The sequence below is a fragment of the Sporosarcina contaminans genome (assembly GCF_042679045.1).
Classification (GTDB): Bacteria; Bacillota; Bacilli; order Bacillales_A; family Planococcaceae; genus Sporosarcina; species Sporosarcina contaminans.
Genome location: NZ_JBHTLT010000119.1, coordinates 1 through 22216 on the forward strand (window position 1 = coordinate 1; position 22216 = coordinate 22216).

Annotated in this window: 19 protein-coding genes, 1 pseudogene and 1 riboswitch; of the genes and pseudogenes, 2 read left to right on the forward strand and 18 right to left on the reverse strand. The window is 43.1% G+C overall.

Going from position 1 to position 22216, the window contains the following annotated elements; genetic code table 11:
• Positions 1-115: 115 nt before the first annotated feature.
• The 4 genes from ACFQ38_RS14290 to ACFQ38_RS14305 form a co-directional block, all read right to left on the reverse strand.
• Complete coding sequence (locus ACFQ38_RS14290; protein WP_381481742.1) at positions 116-1825, reverse strand: DUF2357 domain-containing protein; 1710 nt, start codon at positions 1823-1825, stop codon at positions 116-118.
• Positions 1809-3785 carry an McrB family protein gene (locus tag ACFQ38_RS14295; protein WP_381481744.1) on the reverse strand — a complete coding sequence of 659 codons (1977 nt, stop codon included), beginning with the start codon at positions 3783-3785 and terminating at the stop codon, positions 1809-1811. The genes ACFQ38_RS14290 and ACFQ38_RS14295 overlap by 17 nt, the downstream gene beginning before the upstream one ends.
• Positions 3782-4831 carry a coiled-coil domain-containing protein gene (locus ACFQ38_RS14300; RefSeq protein WP_381481746.1) on the reverse strand — a complete coding sequence of 350 codons (1050 nt, stop codon included), beginning with the start codon at positions 4829-4831 and terminating at the stop codon, positions 3782-3784. The genes ACFQ38_RS14295 and ACFQ38_RS14300 overlap by 4 nt, the downstream gene beginning before the upstream one ends.
• A 392-nt stretch (positions 4832-5223) precedes the next feature.
• A complete protein-coding gene (locus ACFQ38_RS14305) occupies positions 5224-5934 on the reverse strand; it encodes a helicase domain-containing protein (protein ID WP_381481748.1) in 711 nt (236 codons plus the stop codon).
• 5 nt (positions 5935-5939) lie between these two features.
• On the opposite strand from ACFQ38_RS14305, the gene ACFQ38_RS14310 reads away from it, so the two are divergent.
• A complete protein-coding gene (locus ACFQ38_RS14310; protein WP_381481750.1) occupies positions 5940-6068 on the forward strand; it encodes a YvrJ family protein in 129 nt (42 codons plus the stop codon).
• Positions 6069-6165: 97 nt separating this feature from the next.
• Here ACFQ38_RS14310 and ACFQ38_RS14315 read toward each other — a convergent pair whose 3' ends face one another.
• The 14 genes and pseudogenes from ACFQ38_RS14315 to ACFQ38_RS14375 all read right to left on the reverse strand — a co-directional run bounded on the left by ACFQ38_RS14315 (position 6166) and on the right by ACFQ38_RS14375 (position 21198).
• Positions 6166-7461: an NCS2 family permease gene (locus tag ACFQ38_RS14315; protein WP_381481752.1), complete on the reverse strand. Its 1296-nt coding sequence runs from the start codon at positions 7459-7461 to the stop codon at positions 6166-6168.
• Positions 7462-7613: 152 nt separating this feature from the next.
• A riboswitch (purine riboswitch) is annotated at positions 7614-7714 on the reverse strand.
• A gap of 954 nt (positions 7715-8668) precedes the next feature.
• Positions 8669-9241 (reverse strand): Fic family protein, encoded by a 573-nt coding sequence (locus ACFQ38_RS14320; protein ID WP_336822774.1) that lies wholly within the window; start codon positions 9239-9241, stop codon positions 8669-8671.
• Positions 9242-9841: 600 nt separating this feature from the next.
• Positions 9842-14221 (reverse strand): coiled-coil domain-containing protein, encoded by a 4380-nt coding sequence (locus ACFQ38_RS14325; RefSeq protein ID WP_381481754.1) that lies wholly within the window; start codon positions 14219-14221, stop codon positions 9842-9844.
• On the reverse strand, positions 14199-14963 hold the full coding sequence (locus tag ACFQ38_RS14330) for a DUF6063 family protein (RefSeq protein WP_381481756.1): 765 nt from the start codon (positions 14961-14963) through the stop codon (positions 14199-14201). The genes ACFQ38_RS14325 and ACFQ38_RS14330 overlap by 23 nt, the downstream gene beginning before the upstream one ends.
• Complete coding sequence (locus ACFQ38_RS14335; protein WP_336822727.1) at positions 14950-16452, reverse strand: replicative DNA helicase; 1503 nt, start codon at positions 16450-16452, stop codon at positions 14950-14952. Before ACFQ38_RS14335 ends, ACFQ38_RS14330 begins: the two co-directional genes overlap by 14 nt.
• The gene (locus tag ACFQ38_RS14340) at positions 16434-17456 is read right to left on the reverse strand and encodes a Wadjet anti-phage system protein JetD domain-containing protein (RefSeq protein ID WP_336822728.1); all 1023 of its coding nucleotides are present in this window, start codon (positions 17454-17456) and stop codon (positions 16434-16436) included. The genes ACFQ38_RS14335 and ACFQ38_RS14340 overlap by 19 nt, the downstream gene beginning before the upstream one ends.
• 185 nt (positions 17457-17641) lie before the next feature.
• A complete protein-coding gene (locus ACFQ38_RS14345; protein WP_456242989.1) occupies positions 17642-17842 on the reverse strand; it encodes a topoisomerase DNA-binding C4 zinc finger domain-containing protein in 201 nt (66 codons plus the stop codon).
• Positions 17785-17940, reverse strand: a complete 156-nt coding sequence (locus tag ACFQ38_RS19065; protein ID WP_456242988.1) for a hypothetical protein — start codon at positions 17938-17940, stop codon at positions 17785-17787. Before ACFQ38_RS19065 ends, ACFQ38_RS14345 begins: the two co-directional genes overlap by 58 nt.
• A gap of 25 nt (positions 17941-17965) precedes the next feature.
• A pseudogene (locus ACFQ38_RS19070) lies at positions 17966-18040 on the reverse strand (hypothetical protein); the annotation flags it as partial.
• 6 nt (positions 18041-18046) lie between these two features.
• The gene (locus tag ACFQ38_RS14355; RefSeq protein ID WP_336822730.1) at positions 18047-18256 is read right to left on the reverse strand and encodes a hypothetical protein; all 210 of its coding nucleotides are present in this window, start codon (positions 18254-18256) and stop codon (positions 18047-18049) included.
• Positions 18234-18464, reverse strand: coding sequence for a hypothetical protein (locus ACFQ38_RS14360; protein WP_381481760.1), 231 nt, complete (start codon positions 18462-18464; stop codon positions 18234-18236). The genes ACFQ38_RS14355 and ACFQ38_RS14360 overlap by 23 nt, the downstream gene beginning before the upstream one ends.
• A 445-nt stretch (positions 18465-18909) precedes the next feature.
• Entirely contained in the window at positions 18910-19020 is a 111-nt protein-coding gene (locus tag ACFQ38_RS14365; RefSeq protein WP_336822731.1) for a putative holin-like toxin, read from the reverse strand.
• 488 nt (positions 19021-19508) lie between these two features.
• Positions 19509-20132, reverse strand: coding sequence for a hypothetical protein (locus ACFQ38_RS14370; RefSeq protein ID WP_381481762.1), 624 nt, complete (start codon positions 20130-20132; stop codon positions 19509-19511).
• Between the two features lie 76 nt (positions 20133-20208).
• Entirely contained in the window at positions 20209-21198 is a 990-nt protein-coding gene (locus ACFQ38_RS14375) for a helix-turn-helix transcriptional regulator (RefSeq protein WP_381481764.1), read from the reverse strand.
• A gap of 208 nt (positions 21199-21406) precedes the next feature.
• Here ACFQ38_RS14375 and ACFQ38_RS14380 point away from each other — a divergent pair, with 208 nt between their 5' ends.
• Entirely contained in the window at positions 21407-22129 is a 723-nt protein-coding gene (locus tag ACFQ38_RS14380; protein ID WP_381481766.1) for a CPBP family intramembrane glutamic endopeptidase, read from the forward strand.
• The last annotated feature ends 87 nt before the right edge of the window (positions 22130-22216 follow it).

The following is a 22216-nucleotide window of genomic DNA, read 5'->3' on the forward strand; positions in this document are numbered from 1 at the left end:
TGGAACGGAAAGCGACGGTTGTCAGGGGTTCCCCATTTATTCTCCAACCAGAAAGGGACTATCACAGAAAATCAGTTTTCACTGACTTTCTGGACAGCCCCTTCAATATATAAATCTACCTATCAATGATTTCATCAATCGCTTCTTCCAGCATGGCACTGAATTGCGTATTCTCCGTGCCCGGACTTAGATCGATTAAACGGACATCATACTCATTTAGCTTATAATCCGGATTGGTTTCTTCCCATTTAATTGGATAAACCGCCCATACTTCTGTTACCGGTTTCGCATCAATGAGTTGATTCCTCACGCCGTTCAATTTTGTCGTGTAGGAACTCATTCCGTTTGAATAATTCGCGAGCTGCCTCATGACCTTTGGAATCTGTCTTCCCTCGCCTAAGTCCTCGTCATTCCATAAGTACTCGCGCTTCCGGTATTTAAAATCAATGATGAGTGATCCCTTATATTTCTCCTCCACCCATACATCGATTCGACAGTCTGGCCGGTTATTATCCAATGTACGCATCGTTACTAGTGGTGATAGCTGTTCCCTTCTTTTCGGAAGCAGTTCATCATAGAAGATGCGGATTTTATAGTTATCACGGACAAGTTCGACATAATCGACTTCATTCTGACCAGGTACAATCACCTGATCCAATGTGTTTTGGTCGATTTGCAGCCAGTTTCTCCTCATTGTGAAGCCGTGTTCATCCCGTAAAATATTGATGACCTTCAAATAACCCCATATTTCATACAGGATGTCAGAACGTTTATAGTGAAACTGCAGCTTCGGTTCTGCTGCAGTTTGCTTCGTTCCTTGTTTGAGCATTCGATACAGTTTGTAGAAAATCGAGTACTGCCCAGCTGAGAAGAACACCAACGGGATTTGACCGGAAATATTTTCAGATATGTCCTGTATCCATCTTTCCGTCAGAAATAACGTCAGTTCGTTCTGCAAATAATTAACTTCCTTGAGGAGCTCTTGAGCTTGCACCACATTGTAGTTTTTAATATGCGGGCTACTGAAACACTCTTGCATTTCATTCACATTCTTCAGGATCATCCGGACGATGAACTTGATCCAACGGTTTTCCGGTATATTGTACGTTACCGTCGAGACTGGAGCTTGTATCGTCTTTTGTTGCTCCGGATGCATCATGAGATATTTGATCGATTTACTGTCTATTTTTTTCGCCCGATGTTTCGGGATGACCGGATAATCTTTCACAACGGAATAGCGACGATTCTTCCCAATTGCATGAAGGCCGCTGATGATCTTTTCCCTGCTCGACAAAATCATTGAGTATTCATCAATCTTCTTAGGGCCGAAAATATCTAGTGCCACCTCATTGTAGATCATGCGGCGATTCGTCAGCTCACTCGACAATCCTCTAACTGCCCGCTCGATTTCCTGCACCATAATCGTATGCTGATCCTCAGTGACGCGTTTCGTTAACACTCTTGCTCGTGCTTCCAAAGACTCGCCACTTGGTGTAGAAACCATTAGGAAATACGTTCCTGGGATGAACGGGTATGGCTTATTCTTTGAAGGATGATAGAGCACATAAGGAGTTTCAGAAGGGACAATATATAGCCCTTTCTCATCCTCCTGCACGTATTGCTCCTCCAGCTGGTCAATGCCGTCAATATAAAGCTTGTAACCAGCCGGTGCCTCGAATAACACGCTTAACAAAGAGTTCTCGATGAGCTGAACCTCATCCACTAAATAGCGCTCGTCCGTCCGCTCATAAAAATGGTTGCACTCTTTTTCCACTCTGCTTGCCCCGTATTGCTCCACAAAAGTGACGTTATATTGTGTAGCCATTTCTCATAAGCCCTTTCGCCTTTTCCAACAGAACCGCCCTTGATTTGTTGAAATCGGACAGATCAGAGTACTCATCGTAAATCGCAGATAACCGTGAGTTAACGACCCCTGTATTATCTTTTCCAGTCTCGCCAATTAAGCTACGGAGCATTTCCTCAGAGCCTCGAATTTTTGACATGACCCGTTGGACAAACTGCAAGTCGAATGCCATTTTACGATCAATCGGAGATTCCGCTAGATTCCCTAAGTTCTTAATGTACGTGTCAATCTGCTTAACGATACGAGGTCCAATCCCCATAGTAGCGGACACTTCCATGAGAGCAGTATGTACTTCCCACAAAAACTCAAGTTCCCTTTCCGTCAACACCATCTTGCGATCCTGATGAACGAAGCTTTGAACAGAGTAGGAGACTTTCTTCTCCACTTTGTCATTGACTTGCGATTCCATTGTGAGGAACTGAATGAAAGGCTCGACATGCAGTGTAATCAAGTTCGAACGATCAAGCACCTTATCACTGAATTGATGCGTGCTTTCATCCAAGTTGACTGTTCCCGTGAAGATGACATTGTCGCCTATCAAGATCTCCGGTGGATAGAAAGAGCCATTGTAAAACTTACTTTGAAGATCACGGTTATACAACTTCAGCTTACGGCGCCCTTTTTCCATCTCCAGCACCGAAAGGAATTGTGAAAAGTAATGTTCCACCTTCGCCAAGTTCATTTCATCAAAGCAGACAATGAACGTCTCGTTGCGGTTTTTCTCCGCCTCAATCAAGAGGTTCACCAACCCTGTTTCTGCAGGACGATACACATTGTTCACGATATCCGGATAGCCAATTAAATCAGTATCATCCGTCCAAGTCGGGCTCACCGGAATCATGAGGAATTTATCGGAATCCAAATGAAGGCCTTTTTGATATGCATTGATGAGTTGAGATTTACCCGTACCACTCATCCCAGCTAAAATCGTTAAACCGCCTGTTTTGACGCACGTATGGAAATTATAAAGATCTTCAACCTTATACACTAAATTCATCTTTTTCGTTTCAGCAATGAATTGCTCCATGAATGCTTCTTCGTCCAACCGTGAAGACACTTCCACTTCAATCGTAGAAACCGGTACTTCTTCTTTCTTCACAGTAGATTGAGCATTCGTTTTCTTAGCCGGTACAATCACTTGCTCCGGCTCAGGTTGCAGATGAGGGAGCCGTACTGAACTATCCTCCTGCAAAGCTTTAATGATCTGATGATCTTCATCCATTCCAACAAACATCGTATTTTGATATGTATAAATTTCATTGACGATTTTCTTGTCTAATTGAGCAAACTTAAGGTTTTGATCCTCCGGCACAAAGCTGAATCCCCCATGGGCATAATGGTGGCTTTCAAATTCGCCGACAGCATAATACTCATTATCCAATGTCTTGAAAATAATGAATCGTGGCGTATCCTCAGGCTCGCGGGATACTTGTTCATTCCGACCAATATACCGGCCTTCCTTCAAATTGTTGATGAATTGCTCCCACGTAAAATCGTCAGCAGTTCCCATATCTTTGCTTTCTAGAAACAGCGGAACCGGCATGAAGCTTGATCCTTCCACAAACGACGGCTTCATCGGAATCAACTGAATGTTCTTAGCGGAATAGTACTCATCGCGCGGATTTACCTTCTTCTCAATCTGGAAGACGAGTAGCTTGCCATTCAAAAAGTCGATCAAGCTCTTGATACGTTGGTCTCGATCAAAAAACTCGTCTTCGAATCCATGTTCTACGAGGTCACTTCCCCAGCACGTAATTGTTCTTTGGCTATTCGGAAAGCTATGTGGCGGTGTCGACAAGATCCGGATTGAAAATTGAAGCTCATTCGAACTGTTTATAAAAACCGACTTATATAACGGATAACGTCCTTCCTCAGCTTCAGCTAATACACCTAAAATAAGCGGTTCCCAAAATCGATTCATCTCTCTAGCTCCCCCATCACATCTTTTAATTCTTTAAAGTTTGTGATTGTTATTATTTTTTCTCTAATCACTTGCGAAACCTTTTCTTCATATAAAACCTCATCAATGACATAGCTGAGAAACAGCTTATGTTCATAAAGGTCGATACTTTGAATGAGCTTTTCGATATTGTCCAGTTCAAATAGGTCAATGTCAAAGCGATTATCTTTCAACACTTTATTGTTCTTTGGGTTACCGATGATCGCCAGCTTCTTCTTTTCCGTTGGTACTGACTCTTGCTTTTCTCTTTCTTTTTCTTTCTCTACCTTACTTAGCTCCTTTTCGACAGCCCTTTCACTTTCAATTTTCTTATGTAGTTGCGCAAGCTCATCCTCAAGTTTTTTTGCCGATGACTTCTCCGTAGCTAAATCTTGAGAAAGCTGATTAATTTCCTTTTGATGTTCCGTATTTTTTTCTTTTAGTTCTTTTTTGAGTTGCTGTACTTGGTTGATCAAATCCTCCTTCTCTTTCAGCAAGGTATCTATTTTCTGCTGAAGTTTCTTTTCCTGTTTCGGAGAAAGTGTTTCTTCTTTATGTTGTGAAAGCTGTTGCTCCACCTTTTCTTTTTTGGGTTTTTCTTTTTTCTTTAGACTTTTTCCATCTCCGACATATCGATTATCGTATAAGTCCAGAGCTTCTTCATAGTGGTTTTGCAAGAAAAGCATCAACGCTTTTTGACGGTCATCTACGTTATGTTCCTCGGCAAGTTCCAAAAGGTCTTCTTTCGCGGGTTCTTTTCCAAGCATTTCTCGGTTATCTACAATGATAGCTAAAGGCGGGAGGATCTTCATTTTCCAAAGTTTCGTTCTAATGTTTTTCAACAGAAGTTTATTTTGAAGAAACTGGTTTGGAAGTTTGTCTTGCGCTTTATATTTCTTATCCATGCTCGTGCTAAACAGCAGCAAGTCCAACTGTTTGTTATTCAGCTTTTCGATCATCCATTTAACAAATTCCTTATCCTCTAACCGTTCAATCAGGGCATCATCCAATTCCTTTGCGTCTTTCATGACAATCTCCTCTTTTCCACATTATTTTGCTTTCGAAAATCAAAGGGCAAGAGCATTTTATTTTATTGCAGTAAATAAAGTTATACGAAATAAATCTGAATATTACATCTACAATATCACTCCCAACAACCATTCTCCGGTTTTACTCTTTCAAACTAGTTGAATATGTAATAGGTAATTAAACAAAAATACCTGCAACAATTTTACCATATAATTTTGAATTCCTGTTTAGTATTTACTTCTATTTCAAGGTATAGTGGCAATAAAAAAAGCCGGACTTTGATATTTATCAAAATCCGGCTTTCATATTAGACGACCTTCTACAATGCTTCTAATGCGAACCACCCTGAAGCTTGTGTGGTCCTCTAGTTTTCTAAAGGCGATACGTATGCTTAGCTTACGGTACCCACCAAACAAGACTTCCCTCTTTCCACTATCATATATAACTGGTGCAATGCCCTACTTGTCTCAACGTAGGCTAATTTACGATCTTCGTCAGTTGGTGCATACTCGTTGAAATGAGTAATGACGACAGCTTCGAATTCGAGACCCTTTACAGCTGAAGGAGTCGTGATCACTACCTTTGTACCTGTTGGCAGTGTTCCCGCCGTCTGAATCGCGACAGAGAAATAGGGATCGATCATATAATGGTACCGCTCGATCATCGATTCATCTTTCACAATGACGGCTACTGGCTCATACTTGCTTTTATAGACCGCGTGCTCGAGGATGTGGATCAATACTACCTCGTCCATGTTTTCAATGAAATGTAGGAACTCAACCGTCTCGCCTTCCCGAAACGTCTCTGCCGAAAGTGAATAATTTCCCCAAGCGAACGGCCCGATGATTTCATTGCTCACTTCTACAATCTGGGCAGTTGAGCGGTAAGTCGCTTTCAACTCATGTAGCGAGAGGTCGCCAATCAATTCGCCATGTACATTCCAGTCTTGCAGCGTATTGGCTCGGTTTAGATTCTGCCCGAGATCTCCTATGAGCATGATGCCATTCTTTCGGGTAAGTGCATGCAGTTCAGTGATTTCGTACGGCATATAATCCTGTGCTTCATCGACAATCAAGTAGGACGCAAATAATAGAGGTTTCATTCAAAATGGAACAATGGGTAACATTAATACAACAAATCGGATTTCCGATTTTTGTATCCTTTTATCTCTTGCACCTGCTTGAAACGAAACTCGAGGCCATACACACTACGCTTGTTTCTTTGAAAGTGAAATGAAGCTCACTTAAAAGTCATGAACAAATAAAGGTACCAGGCATTCGGCAAATTAAATTGTCGGGTGCCTGGTACCTATTTTCAATTTCCTTACCTAAAGCTACACGATAAATGCAAAGTATAGGATAAATAACAAACAAAGCACATACATAGTTGGATGAATTTCTTTATGCCGCTTTTGTGCTACGAAACAAAGTGGATATAGAATAAAGCCAAATGCAAGGCCCATTGCCACACTAGAAGTGAGGGGCATCATGATAATGGTTAAAAAGGATGGAATCACAATTTCCAGCCTGCTCCAGTCTATTTTTCTTATTTCCATTGCCATTAATGCTCCGACAATAATTAACGCAGGGGCTGTTACTTCCAATGTAATAACAGATAATATCGGTGAAAAGAATAAAGCAATCGTAAAGCAAGCAGCAATAACGACAGATGTAAAGCCTGTTCTACCACCGACTGCAATGCCAGCAGAAGATTCAACACTCGTCGCAGGTGTGGATGTTCCCAATATAGCTCCAACTGCACTAGCTGTAGAATCAGCAAGCAATGCTCTTCCTATATTCGGCACCGTATTCCCTTTCATCATTCCCGCTTGACTGGCCAGAGCAATTAAAGCACCCGCCGTATCAAAAAAGGCAACAAGTAAAAAAGTGAAGATCACTGCCAATAATTCAGGGGTGAACACCTGGTCTAAATGGGAAAACACGACGCCAAATGTTGGTTCCAAGCTCGGTATACTTCCAATGATTTTTGAAGGACCATTTATTAATCCGACCATCATCCCAATAATCGTGGTAATGATCATTCCATAAAAAATTCCTCCACGTATTCCACGTACTAACATGACAATCGTAAGTACCAAGCCAAAAATGGCGAGTAGGGTCGTAGGTGATGTTAAGTTTCCAATCGAAACAAATGTATCAGGATTGGAAATAATAAGTCCTCCATTTTTCATCCCAATAAATGTAATGAAGAATCCGATTCCAGCAGCGATAGCATATTTTAAATCCAATGGGATGATATTAATAATCTTCTCCCGGATTTTCATTACACTTAAAAGCATAAAAATAATTCCTGCAATAAAAACACCGGTCAACGCGACTTCCCATTGTATGCCCATCCCGATACAGACAGAAAAAGTGAAAAATGAATTCAAACCCATACTTGGCGCAATCCCGATTGGGAAGTTCGCAAGCAACCCAATAAGCAGTGTGCCGATAATCGCAGTAAGGGCGGTTGCCGTAAATACAGCCCCACTATCCATCCCAGCTTGGCTGAGGATAAGTGGATTGACGACTAATATATACGCGATGGATAGGAAGGTTGTCACACCTGCGAGTGTTTCCTGCTTATAGGATGTGTTCCGTTCAGCAAATTTAAAAAAGTTTCTCATGTTGTAATCTCCTATTTGCTAAATTAAAGAATGAATAGTCATGGTTTCAAGGACCATTTTTCAGCCAGTTCATACTAGTATGCCCGATAATATAAAAAAACTTTGACCTAAGTGAGGACAAAGTTTTTTCTACAAAAAGGAATAGTAAATTGCATTACTTTCACATTCCTTGTAGACGAGCCATTTATGGTAGCTGGTAGAAACTTTCAAGCCGTATTCTTGAAATTATACAAGGTATTCTATTCTTTTTTTAAAAATAATAGATGAATCATAACAAGTTTAGAATGGAACGTCAATAAACGATTTTTATGTTTAAAATAGGTTCTGAAAAAATTATATCAATGTGAACCTCCTAGAAGATGAGATGCATACGCCTTCATGCATTCATCAAATGACGAGAAACTCGTAGACCTGGATGCCCACTCCGCTTCTACAAGATCCGTCCATCTCACAGCAATTCTACCTTCAACAGGTGTTACATACAATTCTCCCAAGATACCTAGCGAATACCCTTCGTCATCTTCCATAAACACATCGATACGAGCATCCAGCATCCCGTTTACTATTCCCTCGAATCCCTCCGCATTGAAAATAAGCCTGTCTCCTAACCGGCCGTTCTTCGTCAGATTTTCAATCATGAACTTTGTGCGTTGAGCACGGGTTTCGAACGCTTGAATGGAATCATCGCTTTTGTGATAGTAACCATCAGCCATAAGTGACGGGTACCAGATTCTTAAACAAATCGAAATTCGATGATTACCTGGCACTTGAAACGGTGTATTCAGTGCGATCACCGGTTCCAACTTCGCGTATTGAATTCCATCTCGATTTTCTCTTTCCACTTTTCGCTGAGGGCATCTGTATGTAAATAGGAGGAGATTATCAAATGGGAACCTACAAAGCCATTCAAGACTTTGTCAAACAGCATGGAATTTCAATTAAAACGTGTTGGATTGCTCATATGAAAGAAAAGCACGGATAAAATCCTAAGAAGTCACCAAATAGAATTTCCGAGAACTCAAGGAAATACCCTTGACGACCTGATAAGCAAAAGTATATAACCGATGCATTCAAGCACTATAATTTGATTTAAACTATTAATTCCTTCACCACTCGTTGAATCGGTAGACGCGCTCGTTGAATACGATTCCCATTTTAGTAAATCAAAATAATCCATCCTTAATAATGAGTTGCACTTAAGGGTGGATTACTTTTCAGTATTATTTTTGTCGAATTCGATTTCAAATGGTTTTTCTTCACACTCAGAAACATCATACTGATCAATTACCTGATAACTACTAGAGACTTCATCGTCCAAATCAACCTTTTGGGAAGGAGAAGCATATAATGCATCTGAAATTATTTTTAAAAGGTATTTTGGCTCAGGAGATTCTTCTACTGCGGCAAGTACTAATGCACTTCGCAAGTATGCTGCATTCACTGAAAGTAATTGGTCATTAAAATTCAGTCCTTTTGTTTCAGCGAACAGTTTCATAAAAACTGAAAATGTTCGTGTATATCCTTCGCGATACGGATGGACACACCATATTTTGGTCATAAGGTTTGAAAAGTCTTCTACTATTAGAGAGTTTGAATAACTCCATTCTATCCTATTATCCCATTTGAAAATCGATTCCAAATCAGATTTGATTTCTTCCTTATCGCTGTAAATTACAGATAATCCATTTAACACATGTTCGCTTTTATAAATATTAACAGTGCGGAACTCACCTGCCCATGAATATAGATCATAGAAAAGAAAATGATGAATAAGTTGGATACTCTAAAGTTTTTGAAAGTCAATCTCTTCATCAAGAGAAGAAATATCTACAATTCCGGCAATTAATAATTGGGCTTCCACATCTATTAATTCTTGCTCATCTCGAATATCTAATTTGTTAATTAAAATGTTTGTATTAGGATAGGTATACGGATGCATAACTACTGGGAAGACCTTGTATACTTTTTGACAATGGCTTACTTTAATTGACTGGAGGTTAATTCACCATTTTCATACTGCTCTAAGAGTTTTTTTGTAAATGAGCTCGGTTTTCCACCATCAATTCTGCCATACCAACCGCGAAATGGACCTTCTTTCTATGTTCTAAACGTGTCTCTTCTTGCATCTAAACCACCTCGCATTTTAGTTAGTATAACCATTATAACAGCTTTCACGCATCAGAAGTTATGCTGTGCGACTCTTAGATATTGTATTCAAGCCTCTGCCCGATTCGCTAAGCATCTGTAAGAATCTGGAGTTCCTGTGTGGGAACCAAACGTGATATTTAATTATCGTGCAAAGGCATCCTAAACTACCGCCGCACAAACTCAAATATGTTTCCATTTAAGTCGTGCGATGGTAGTTAGCACCATTTTCAATTTAAAATAAATTCATTTGTTCGGTTTCGATGAGCCGTTCCATTGTCTGTGGTTCGAAATCACGCAAATATGCTTTTTTAATATTCTTCTGAGGATTTACGATCTGTTTGCTTGTACCGGATACCTGCCGCAGTCTGCAACTGTAGACAACCGGAAAATAGTCACTTAGAAATTCGCCTTCCGCATGGGCAGTCAGCGTGATGAGCTGGAATCCAAGCTGTTCGGCAATAAAGAAAACCGGTGACAGAACATGTCCGCTCGATGCTTTTCCGAACGGGTTATCCAAAATGACAGTTCGATGTTTTTTCAGATGCGCTTGGATATGCTGCTTCTTCTCTGCAATATAATTCAACAGACCAAGGAACAGTGACATGTTTTTGCTCCACTTCTCACCGCCGGACCAATCATTGGATTCTTCCCAACTGGTTGCGATAGAGGATAACTTATGATCGTTTGTCACTTTATAGCAAGAAATGCGGATCTGTTTGTTTTGCAAAACTACTTGGAGAAGTTGACGGGAGTGCAGCCATTTTTCCAAGTTCTTTCGTATTTTCGCCATATCGAGTCCGTCTTCATCCTGATATGCATCACGTTCCAGCTGACTGAGGATCCAATTCATATGGGATCGCAGAAGACGCTTCGCATCGCTTTCTGTCCATTCCGGAACGGTAATCCGGAAAATCGGCTTTAATTTGTCCTCAATCTTCACTGCAGTCTTCTTCGGAATCAAATGAAGTTCATCACGCAATGCACTAACATGAGTCATCATATGCTTCAAGAATAATTCAAGTTCCTTATCATGCGATTGGATATGTTCATTGGCGTATTGCTCCGCCAGATGAAGGCTTTTCTCCAACAATTGTTTATACGCCAGAACTTCTTCGTAGGTTTCCCTTGAAGTGATCCCCTGCACGGCTGTCTGCTGCATGCGTGCGTCTGAGATGGAGGAGCGGCAGAAATTCACATAGCCATCCCTCTCTTTTTGTACACGTTCGACCTCCTTCGAATAGTGGCGCCCGCTATTATCGAGGCCGGCAAGAAGAGCATCGATGATTTTGCCGCTTTGATAAAGGAAATCGGTTCGTTCCTGCTCAGTAAGAATAGCTGCTTTGACTTGGGAGGAGAGGCACTGGTGTTCACCTGCTTCTTTCTCCAGTTTGCGTATCAGACTGAGCCAATTATCCGCTTTCGATTTCGCAGCATCCTTTTGTTGCAGCGTGGCCTCATTCGTCTGACGGAAAGAGGACCATTCTTCTTGCAGTTGTTTCTGGACGATTGCAAGAGGTTCATGGAATATGACAGGATCTGTAATGTCCCGTTCTTTCGCCTCTACAACACCTGACTGCCTCAGGAAATCATCTCTTTTCTCCGTCTCTGCCTTAAGAACATCTTTACTGGAAGTTTTCAGCTGACTTAAATCACTCATTAGCCGTCGGATTTGTCTCTGGCCATCTTCAGGGAAAAACTCATCTGCCAAGATACCCGGATATTCGTGCTCCAACATCTCGATTTGCCGGTTTGCTTCTGCTAGCTTTTGCTTCATGCTTGTCAGGGAATTTTCAATGTCTGCCCGTTTACTTTGGAGCCCGTCCACTTTTCGTTGAGCAGCATGGAACCGTTCGGTCAATGCCACGATGGAAAGAGTGCAGGACAATGGCCGTTCATCTTTCACCATTTCATACAGATGATGTGAATGAACTTCTTTATCTAATGCAGCCTTAAGGCGAAAGCGTTCACCTTTGCAAGACTCCAATTCGTGTTCAAATTCTTTTACGGTAGACGAAACACGACGAATTTCAGAGGCGATCGTTGCGCGTTTGTTTTGGAGCTGCAACTTCTCCTCTTCGTGCTTTTGCATCTGCTTCTTCTTCTCCATAAAAGAGCGGCCAGATGTTAGTTGACCGTCAATTCCTTTTGATTCATCACGCCAGGAAGTGATATGAGCCAGATTAGCCTCCTGTTCGTGGTCATAGGAAGCCAAATCCTTCTGGATGAGTACGCATTCCCGGTCCAGTTGGAATGCCAGCTGCTGCAGTCTTGCTGTTTTTTGCTCCAGCGACTGCTTTACACTTGCCGGATATCGAGCGATGAATCTTGAGAAATCCGACTGAAGCTGCTTCCACTGATCGATCTCCGAGCCAAAACGATTGCGCTCAGTCGATACCGCCTCCGCCTTCATCTTCAGTGTTTCTTTCCATTCTTCAAAATAACCAGGGTCTACCGCGGATTCGAAATGACCAGGGACAATCCAATCTTTAGACGAATGTCCACCTCCCCGGATCAGTTCTGTCGCTTCGTCCAATGTGAGTACATTTACAGGGACATACAGATCGTCACGCATACGTTCCAGCTGTTCAATCAGTGCCGGGGCATCCTTTCCTGTGGTAATCAATGCGGTGGACCAGAAAGGGTAAGAATTGGCAGCTGCTTGATCGGAAGCTGCGACGTATTCACTTCCCGTCTTCAAATAGCTGAAGTTATGTTTGAGCCGCCGGAGCTGGCCATTCAGGAAGGGATCTGCAAAGAAATTTGACTGACCGTTGTAATCATCATTCAGTCGGTTGGCAAGGCGCTCATCAAGCAGGAACTGCTCATAGCGGCGCCGTTTTTGTTCCATTTCATCTTGCAACGAGTTCCCGATGGAATCTTGCCGGTCATGGACGGATAGGAGGCCTGTCCAAGAGCCGGTAATCGTCTGTAGATTACTGATCAGTGATGCTTCCTCTTCTTTCAGGGTCTCGAGACGGCTGGTTGTTTCGGACAAAGAAGACTTTGCTGCCACCCGCGCATCCTGTTTCTCCTCCAATAAAGCCCTTTTCTGTTCCTGGAAAGCTTTTAAGGCAGTGTTCCGATTTATCGTTTTGACAATCAATTCGTCTAGCTCGGAAGATCTTTCTGTCCATTGCCGGATAAGCGTTTCAATCGGGAGGTCGAAGCCATCCAGATTTAATTCTTTACGGATCCTCTCCTTATCCCCCTGCAAAAGCCGAATGCTTGTTTCTTCCCCTTTTTCTTGCAGTTCCACGTCCTTCAGTTCAGCTTTCAATCCCTCGAGACGTTTTGCTTCCGTAGTAGCCAGCCGTTCATATTGATTGAAACGCAGACCGGCCTCTGCCAATTCTTTATTCAGCTGTTCTTCCCTTCTGGAAAACGCATCGGCAAGCTCCCGTTTCACTTCAGCGAAATCATCCAGGACATTTATCGCTGTCCGGTCGTCATCGATCGCATCCAATTCCCGCTCATATTGCACGATCTGTCTCTCAGCAAATGAATGAGCATCATTTTGCTCAGCCAGCCGAAGCCCGATAAGTCGCCGCTCCGTCTCTTCCACTTTCGAATTCGCATAGGATAAAGCCTGTTTTGCAATTTCGTGTTCCTCTTTCAAAGCATTCAAGGTTTCGCGTTCTTTCGCCAAGTCATACGACTTTTCGCGATGCCTCAGCTCTTTTTCCTGTTCCAGCAAAGAGGAGAGCTGCACATCCAGTTCATCCGAGAGACGGGTATACCGTTCATGTTCCTGTTTGCCGATTTCGTAGAAAGCCTTCGCTTTTTGCTGATTCATCCGATAATCGTTCTGGCGTTTGTCCAATTGTTCGAAGTGCCGCGCGAGCGTATCAACTTGGTGCTGGATCATCCGGTACTCTGTCAGCTGCTCCTGAAACTGTTTATACTGACGGAATGAATCCAGGCGCGCTTCGAAATTTTCCGCAAACCGTCCTGATTCAAATCCTGCCATTGAGTCCTCGATATTCGGGATCAACAGGCGGTCAACAAGCTGGCCGGACGTGTTGCATTGTTCAAAGAAACGTTCCACATCGCCTTCTGCTCCGTTGATCTTCACAATGCTTTCCCATTCGGAAGAGATGATATGGAAGTGCTCCTCCAAATGCTGTTTGTATTTTCCGATCGTATCGAATGTGTGGGCATTCAGATGTTTTCCGGCCATCCGCTGATAGTATTCTTCCATCTCCCCAAGACTCGCCGGACGTTTGCCATGTACGAACGGAAGATCCTCGATGCGGTCTGCGCTTCCCGGTTCGTATTCATGCACATATTTCAGCGAATCCAGTTTCCCTTTCGATACATACAACGTTACACAAGTGAGTGCGTAGCGGCGCGGACGCTCATTTAAAATCCATTCAATCGCGATATGGGCCGGTCCATCTTCCAAATGAAGCGTCTTTTTCATCTTCCGGCCGGCAACTTCGACATGCGGGATGATCGCCTGCAGTACCGTTTGGATGAAGACAGTCTTTCCGCCGCCATTTTCCAGTACAACTGCGCCGTCGTGGCCGTCGAACAGGAAAAGCTCATCATTATATCGTTTATCCCCATTTTCATAGACGACATTTGTGAATCTAATCTTCGAGATTGCCGGCATTGCTATTCACTTCCTCTCCATCGTTTTCAAAACGGTATAGAAAATCGAGAATCCCGCGATTAAATTCAGAATCCATGAAATAACGCTGAACTACGGTCTTCGCTTTCTCGGTAAGTTCAACTTCATAATTGCCAATATCCGCAATGAGCTGCTGATCTACGAGGAAACGCCTCACCGTGTCGAGAAAACTGAGCCGGCTGACCGTATTGCCGGACTGCCGTTTTGCCTGTTCCTGCAAGTCATCCATCTGGTTCCATTTCTCAATAATCATCGGCCAGTTATAGGAAAACTCGGAAGCCAACTCTGCTAAATCCTCTTCGCTATGTTCATTCAAGGCATCGATCCTCTGCTGGACAGCCTGCACCCACTCTGCCATCGGCAAGAAGTCCTTGGTCGGTTCCTTCGATGTGTAGCTATTATAGAACTCTCCGAGCAACACGATCGTTGAGAAATACAGTAAGTACAGATCGGCATTCGTTGCTTGCGTTTTCAAATACGTCTTGCGCAAATATTCATTTGAAACGTGAAAAGGTGAATCCCCGGTCGTCGGGATCATCAGGAGCTCCTGTCCTACTGTGATTAGGTCGCAGTCCACCGTGCGGATAAACTCATCGAGCAATCCCCGCACATCGTCATCCGTCAAGTATGTATGATAATGTTCTGTTCCAGCTTTGCCATCACGAGTCAACAGCCTGAAAATCGAAAAGGCACTTTGTACAGTTGCCGCTTCATATAGCATCATCATCCACCTCCTTGATGGTCAGTTTCATATTTTGGATAGCAAATCGGGAGTGCGGGCGGATGACTTCTGGAAGTTCCTGCACCGTCAGTGTCCGTGTCTCCAAAAGTTGTCGGACTCCATCCAATAAATGAGCTTCACCGTCTGCTGCCTCAATCTCTTGTACGATCGGCGAGCGCTGGTGCAGAAGCAAGAAGAAATCATAATACAAACGAATACTTGTCAATTCGGAATGCCCGGAAGCGAGCAGGTGATCCGTAAACTGTTCCAGCGTGACCGTTCCTTCTTCGCCGATAAAGTCCACCAACAGACGGAAGACAAACGTGTAATGAGTTCGCAAAAGATGCCGGTACTCAGTTTCGTCCGTGTCATCTGCCTCAAGGAATTCCGGCTGCTCCCTTTCTTCACGTTTACCGCGTACTTGCTGAGGAGCGAATAAAGTGAGCGGCGACCAGATCCCGGCTTGTTCAAGGGATAGAAAGGGAGCGAGCAGTCCTTTCATCGACTCCATAGGCAGCGGCGTGCTGATGATACGTGAAGTAATATCCTGATCGAAATTGAAGGAATCGATTCCGACGAAATACAATGCCTCTTGGGCCGCCCGCAGTGCATTCGTCTTCAATGTCGTGCAGGAGTTCAACAGGTTCGTGTGCTGATGGTGGACTTCCTCCAGTCCGGTTGAAATTTGCAGGATCAGCGTGTAAGCCTCTTTCTCCTTTTTTGTGTGATGCTCCATATGGAGAGCCTCTTTCGTCTCTTTGACGAACAGTTGCAGTGCTTGGAATTCATCATGCTCCATACTCAGCCGCAGGAGCATATCGTCGATCAGCCTGGCGTATCGCTTGAAAGTTTCCTCAGAAGTGATGTTCCGTTTCAGTTCGTGGGTAAGCCTGACATTTCGTTCTTCCAATGACTCCACGTCCATCCGCATTTCATTAAGCTGGCGGAGAGCTCCTTTGAACTCGCCCTTCTCCAACTGCTTTCTTAGTAACAGCTGATTGATAGACAATTGAAACTCGCTGTAGAATTCCTTCGTCGCGAAGACGAGTTCGAGTCCGTCATCATCCAGCGTGTAATATTGCGTGTTGGTGGCCATATCAAAAGAACTCGCTTTAAAGAATGAAAATGTCAATGATTCATCAATAAGCGACTCCCAATTAAAATAGGATACCGTGAACTTTTTGCCGGAAGGAGGCCGGAACTCGTTAATAGCTGTCCGGCTAATCAGCTCCCATTTATCCGGTGTGAATGAATACACGGAAGAAGCTTTGTTCATCAAATAGACAGCGAATTCCTTCACTCCCGCTTTCGGGTTCCGGATGAGCTTCTGTTCAAAGAAATAAAGCAGGCACAGCAGGCCAATCCCTTCATAATCGAGCGGTTTCCCGTTATCGTCTTTCAGTTGTTTACGGCTCAGTCTGTCAAACGGTTCAAACAGAGCCCGCCGTGAGAAGCGTTCCGCGTATCCTTTTGTCAGTTCATCGAACTCCATGATAATGACCTCCAGCATGCTTGTAATTCATTCGTCGCAGCAATTTCCTGCGGGTAATAAAGCCCGGCCTCCAAAGAAGTCTGTATTTGATTCGCCAGATGTTCCGAAAAATGACGGGTAAAGGCTTCAAGTGCTTCTTCATTAGGTGTTTGATTTGTTTTACCGGCAGGCGGCTGCTTTGAGAGAGTCAATTCATAGAAGGGCAATGCAGGCTTGACAAGTTCTTTTTTGCTTAGGCGATGCCAAATCGAAATGCCCGCATGGTCGATATCACCAAAATAATGAAAATGATGGTGTGCATCCACCGGCAGCTGATGATGGAAGTTCTCGATGCTTTTAACGATCTTGTTCCCGACTCCATAGATCAGGGTTGTGGTTTGTGTGTCGCGCAAAACAGGCAGCAGAGCTTGATACGTCGTTTTATTTTCTACGATTAAATGATGGAGGTCGGAATCTTGGAGGCATGAAGGATTGATGGCAAACATTAGAGGATCTGCTACAGGCAGAATATAAAGTTTCGTCCATAGACCGATTCTATCTAGCAGTTCCTTTCCTCCAAAATCCGTTATCCATTTCTCGTTTCCGACCAGTTCAAAAGAGCGTTCCGGAGCAGGTACGAAGTTGTCAGGCAACGAATGGTTCTTTAAATAATAGTCGATTTTCTCGATATATGGAAAATCAGCTTTCCAGACCGAGTAAGGCAGCTTCAGATACCGTTCCAGGCCAATGTCGGGATGTAGAATGATTTTGGCATTCACCAATTCGGAATGAAGGTCCTTCTGCAAAGGCTCGATTCGTATCCTATATCCAAGAGCCAGCATCGGATGTTTTCCATTTGTGCCATGAGATTTGATGGGTATCAGTACGCCTTCCGTTTCAAGAGAAAGGATGGTATCCGCAAATTGTGCATATGTATAACCTGAAGGCGACAGATCTTCCAGCTCAGCCAGCCGCAATGTTTTTTTGCTTAGTGTCAGTAAATAATTTTGTATTTCCGTTCGCATGGTTATCACCCCGTTTTCTTAAGTATAACATTCGTGTAAGGCGCGCTATCATGAAAATGTCGTGCAATTTTTTATAAGCGGGACGGCGAACCCATTTCCCAACTGGAGCTGACCGTCACACCATCAAAGGTATCTTTATTCCTTTGTACATATACATTTACATTTGGAACCTAACGAAGTTAAAATTAATTAAACCTCTCCGTATACCGACACGCCGGAAACCCGCTACAGCCGTAAAACTTGCCATACCGACCTGTTTTCAAATGTAGAGTTCCCGCACATTTAGGACAAGTCTTGATGGTGGTAGAAATAACCGATTGGCCAGCTTTTACAGTTTGACGATATTGATCAGCTTGTCGGCAAATTTCGCTTCCAATGAAATCAATTCGCCGCCGAACATATGGAACATCTTCCTCGTATATTCCTGCAAATCGAAATAAGGGTCGGGGATAAATTGCTCGTCCCGCACACGCACACTTCGCATCCGGTCCACCCGATATTGCCGGATTTCATCTGCCGGAGGGGAAATAGGCAACCAAATAATAGCGGTCTTTGTTCCAAACGAGACCAAGCGGATGGACGAGATAGTCCTACCCTTCATTGCTTAAATGGAAGTTGAGGTCTGTTCTATAACGGCCGTATTGAAAGGCGACGATGTGTTTGTCGTGGATTGCTTCATGCAGCAGCTGGACGTCGGTTTCATTGCGTGAGATGAATTTTGCAGCACTGATGGCATCCATGAGCAAGCGAAGTTCGTGGATTTCAAACGGCCTGCTGTCATAATAATAGTGTTTCGGCATCCCGGGTTTCTCTTGGTTCGCAGAAACCGAAAAGAACGATGGATTCTTCGCGGACAGCTACATCATCCCGCACCGCCCCGATGCCTACCTGCATGTCCTCCGGGAATTGGCTATGTATATCATGAATCGACAGCATATCATCTTCGTCAGTATAGGTATGCGGATTACTCCGAGAAGATGTTCCTTGCGCCCTTACCTTTAAAAACAAGGGTGTGCCAACCGTCCATCCGCTATATGTGTCGCTACTATTAGTCTATCATACAGATGATTACTTTCCGATTGGATAGTAAGTACTTTTAAGTCAAAGCATTATGGAAGCACCTCTTCTGCTTGGTAGTGTTTTCTCGACAATCACCCTATACCAAAGAATGAGGTGTTTTTTGTATCTAAAAAAGTTTGTCAAGGTTCTTATTGAAATCGAGAAGAACCAAATAGTGCCTACTGCTGGACCTAATTATTTAGGTGCGAAGTTTGAGGTAGTAATATGCAAACTCCGTTTAGTTGTGGTAAACTGAGCATATAATAAGAAAAGACCAGATGCTGGAACATCTGGTCGGTGCAACGGACATACCGCAAGAAGTGCGGTTGACCAGTAATGATGATATTTGCAAAGGAGTAACTACCCTGCTTACTTGGACGTTAGCGGAGGGTGGTTACTTTTTTCTATTGGTGTACAGAGCAATCATCGCTACAACTGTTGCTGCCGCTGTTGCGAGGAATATTCCAAATTGGAACATCATGTTTATCGCTTCGTATGTCACCACATAAACACCCCCTTTCCAGGGAGTGTCAACCGCCCATCCGCTATATGCCGTTGCTACTATTAGTCTACCATAAAAGAATTTAATTATCGTTTGAATAATAAGAAAACACTTAATGTCTCCTACACGAAATGATGAAGAAAGGGAAAAGAGCAAGAATCATGCCATTACTCTATGCCGCAACTGCTTCCGGGTAATTAACCTTACCCAAAACTTTTCCGGTGCTCCCATGTTGAAATTAAAAGGGTGTTTTGCCTGTTTTCCACCTTTATTTTACATCAAGTGTAAATTGCCTGATATTATAGTGATAGAATTATTTATGGGAGTGTGGTTTTGTGGTGTGAGTATATTGTGTTGCTGATATTTCGAATTTTTTGTCGAGTAATCAACTGATAGAATTCCGTTTTACAGACTCAAACAATGAATAAAAAGACTGAGTGTACGAGCACCCAGTCAATAAAACGAACTTCATCATTTTCATCTCCATTTACTTACTGAACTAAAAAGAATACCGGCGATCCTTCACTTGAATCATAGGAAATCTTGAATTCATCCCCGATTTTCACTTGGTTCACGATATATCCTTCGGCTGTGCCGCCGCTGAATAGCTCCTTGGATAGCTCATTCGGAATGACAGCTGATGCCCAGTCGTATACTTCCCCCTCATTTGAAACGAAGTTGAAATTCATGCTGCTGAAGTAGAGGCTGTCGTCCTCTGTTTCGGACTCTTTCAGAAATCCTTTCACTTTCACTAATGCATATTCGAAGCCTTCATCCGCCGGGTCATTGAACTGATTTTCATTTTGGATGATTGTCCATGCTTCTTCGCCGCGGATCGTTTCGAGAAGCGTGATCTCGACAAGTGATGCATAGGAATTGAAGCTGTCATCGTATATATTTTCTTTCACAGTGATCGTATCGCCGAATGGCAGTGGGTTGGAACGCGTGCCGATTGGCTTTTCTTTTTCTTCAACATCTTCTTGTGTCGTATCTTGAGATTCTGAAGCCACATCCCTATCAGACTTCACTTCTCGAGTATTTTTTTCGTCAATATCCCCACATGCCGCGAGGATCACCAACAATAGCACACTGCACAACATACTTATTTTTTTCATTAATATGCCCTCCTTTTTCTTACTCTTTTATTGTAAGGGCATACGATGAAGAACCTTTCCGGATATCCACAAAGGTTCATTGATATTGGTCATATAGCTTCTTCGCTTCTTCTTTCATTCTGCTTACGAGCTGCTGGGGATGAATGACTTTTACATCGCCGCCCCACCGAAGAATCCACCGGACGAGCCCTTCACTCATAGCCACTTGCGCTTTCAATAGAAACGTTCCATCCCCATTGTCTTGGATATTCGCATCCAAACCGAATCGGTCGATGACGATATTGATCAGCTTGTCGGCAAATTTTGCTTCCAATGAAATCAATTCGCCGCCGAACATATGGAACATCTTCCTCGTATATTCCTGCAAATCGAAATAATGGTCGGGGATAAATTGCTCGTCTCGCACACGCACGCTTCGCATCCGGTCCACCCGGTATTGCCGGATTTCATCTGCCGAAGGGAAATAGGCCACCAAATAATAGCGGTCGTTGTTCCAAACGAGACCAAGCGGATGGACAAGATAGTCCTGCCCTTCATTGCTTAAATGGAAGTTGAGATCTGTTCCATAACGGCCGTATTGAAAGGCGACGATGTGTTTGTCGTGGATTGCTTCATGCAGCAGCTGGACGGTCGCAACGATTTCAACCGCGTCTTGAGCGGAAGGTTCCGCCACATGCAATTCATTCGTCAATTGTTTTGCCAATCTACGGCTCGTCAGCTTACGGATTTTCATGAGCAAACGGTCGGTTTCATTGCGTGAGATGAATTTTGCTGCACTGATGGCGTCCATAAGCAAGCGGAGTTCGTGGATTTCAAATGGCCTGCCGTCATAATAATAATGCTTCGGCATTCCGGTTTTCTCTTGAACCGATGTGACCGGAAAAACAATTGATTCTTCTAATGCGGCCACATCATCACGGACTGCCCCGATGCCGACTTGCATGTCACCGTCGAAATAACTATGTATATCGTGGATGGACAACACATCGTCCTCATCCGAAAACGCTTCTAAAATACGGATCACTTCTAAGAGGCGTTCCCTCGCCGTCAACGGATTCCGGGTCATTGTTCTCACCTTTCTGATGCTGTAGTTTCTTTACATTATACAGTTTGTAAGAACGACTGCTCAATTAGGCGGAGGTTGCTACTGTTATACAATTTCAAAAAACAAGAAACTCCATCCCCCTTGCTACGTATACTCAAGTAACCCATTAACAATCATACAACCAGTTTTATTCAAAATAGGGGAAAACAAATACAAAGGGGATAATGAAATGGTGTATGGTTTTTGGATCGTGATCATTTTTACGTTATTGTATGAGCCCATTATTGGATACTTTGATTTTCAAAAGTTTAAAGTGGAAGTAAAAAGAAATGATAATGTACGGTTGAAGTATTATAAAAACATCATCACTACTTTATGGGTGCCTACTGTTTTCATTTTACTGCTTGTTGCCTTTACGGAGCTTACATTAACAGATATTGGTTTGTCTATACCAAGTTTGAACACAGAGCTTTTAGGGCCGTTTGTTACGTATTTTGCATTTGCGATCGGGCTTCTTTATGCGTGTGGAATCTTGTATTATTCAATTGGCTATCATGTTAGCGGTAAAATCCGAAAGAAACTGGCGGAGGTGAGGGCGAAACAAATGGGAGAAAGCAGCTATTCAGATATCTTGCCCGTTACACGAATAGAGAAGAAAGTTTGGAATGCTGTTTCGCTAACGGCAGGAGTGACGGAAGAAATCATCTATCGAGGTTTTCTATTGTTTGCTTTTACCTATCTATTCCCTACAATGTCAATTTGGATCATCATTATCATTTGTTCCTTGTTGTTTGGTTTAGGCCACACTTATCAAGGGTTCATAAAGGGAGTTCTAAGAACAACTATATTCGGAGTTATATTTTCTATCCTATTTATTGGAATGGGGTCGATTATTCCGCTCATCATCCTTCATTTCCTAATCGATTATATGGCAAAATTGGGAGAGTCATAAAGCATAAAGCCTCTGTTTATGCCTATTTCATAGAGGCGCAAAAAAGCCAACCGGCAATTCATACGGTTGGCTTATTCATTCATTTTA

Excerpts from the sequence above, each read along its gene's own strand:
- ACFQ38_RS14310 (WP_381481750.1), top strand. The coding sequence starts at position 5,940 with ATGGAACAATGGGTAACATTAATACAACAAATCGGATTTCCGATTTTT.
- ACFQ38_RS14335 (WP_336822727.1), bottom strand. The coding sequence starts at position 16,452 with ATGGAGTTCGATGAACTGACAAAAGGATACGCGGAACGCTTCTCACGG.
- ACFQ38_RS14355 (WP_336822730.1), bottom strand. The coding sequence starts at position 18,256 with ATGCCGAAACACTATTATTATGACAGCAGGCCGTTTGAAATCCACGAA.
- ACFQ38_RS14305 (WP_381481748.1), bottom strand. The coding sequence starts at position 5,934 with ATGAAACCTCTATTATTTGCGTCCTACTTGATTGTCGATGAAGCACAG.
- ACFQ38_RS14325 (WP_381481754.1), bottom strand. The coding sequence starts at position 14,221 with ATGCCGGCAATCTCGAAGATTAGATTCACAAATGTCGTCTATGAAAAT.
- ACFQ38_RS14330 (WP_381481756.1), bottom strand. The coding sequence starts at position 14,963 with ATGATGCTATATGAAGCGGCAACTGTACAAAGTGCCTTTTCGATTTTC.
- ACFQ38_RS14375 (WP_381481764.1), bottom strand. The coding sequence starts at position 21,198 with ATGACCCGGAATCCGTTGACGGCGAGGGAACGCCTCTTAGAAGTGATC.
- ACFQ38_RS14370 (WP_381481762.1), bottom strand. The coding sequence starts at position 20,132 with ATGAAAAAAATAAGTATGTTGTGCAGTGTGCTATTGTTGGTGATCCTC.
- ACFQ38_RS14340 (WP_336822728.1), bottom strand. The coding sequence starts at position 17,456 with ATGCGAACGGAAATACAAAATTATTTACTGACACTAAGCAAAAAAACA.
- ACFQ38_RS14315 (WP_381481752.1), bottom strand. The coding sequence starts at position 7,461 with ATGAGAAACTTTTTTAAATTTGCTGAACGGAACACATCCTATAAGCAG.
- ACFQ38_RS14295 (WP_381481744.1), bottom strand. The coding sequence starts at position 3,785 with ATGAATCGATTTTGGGAACCGCTTATTTTAGGTGTATTAGCTGAAGCT.
- ACFQ38_RS19065 (WP_456242988.1), bottom strand. The coding sequence starts at position 17,940 with ATGCGAAGTGTGCGTGTGCGGGACGAGCAATTTATCCCCGACCCTTAT.
- ACFQ38_RS14290 (WP_381481742.1), bottom strand. The coding sequence starts at position 1,825 with ATGGCTACACAATATAACGTCACTTTTGTGGAGCAATACGGGGCAAGC.
- ACFQ38_RS14300 (WP_381481746.1), bottom strand. The coding sequence starts at position 4,831 with ATGAAAGACGCAAAGGAATTGGATGATGCCCTGATTGAACGGTTAGAG.
- ACFQ38_RS14380 (WP_381481766.1), top strand. The coding sequence starts at position 21,407 with ATGGTGTATGGTTTTTGGATCGTGATCATTTTTACGTTATTGTATGAG.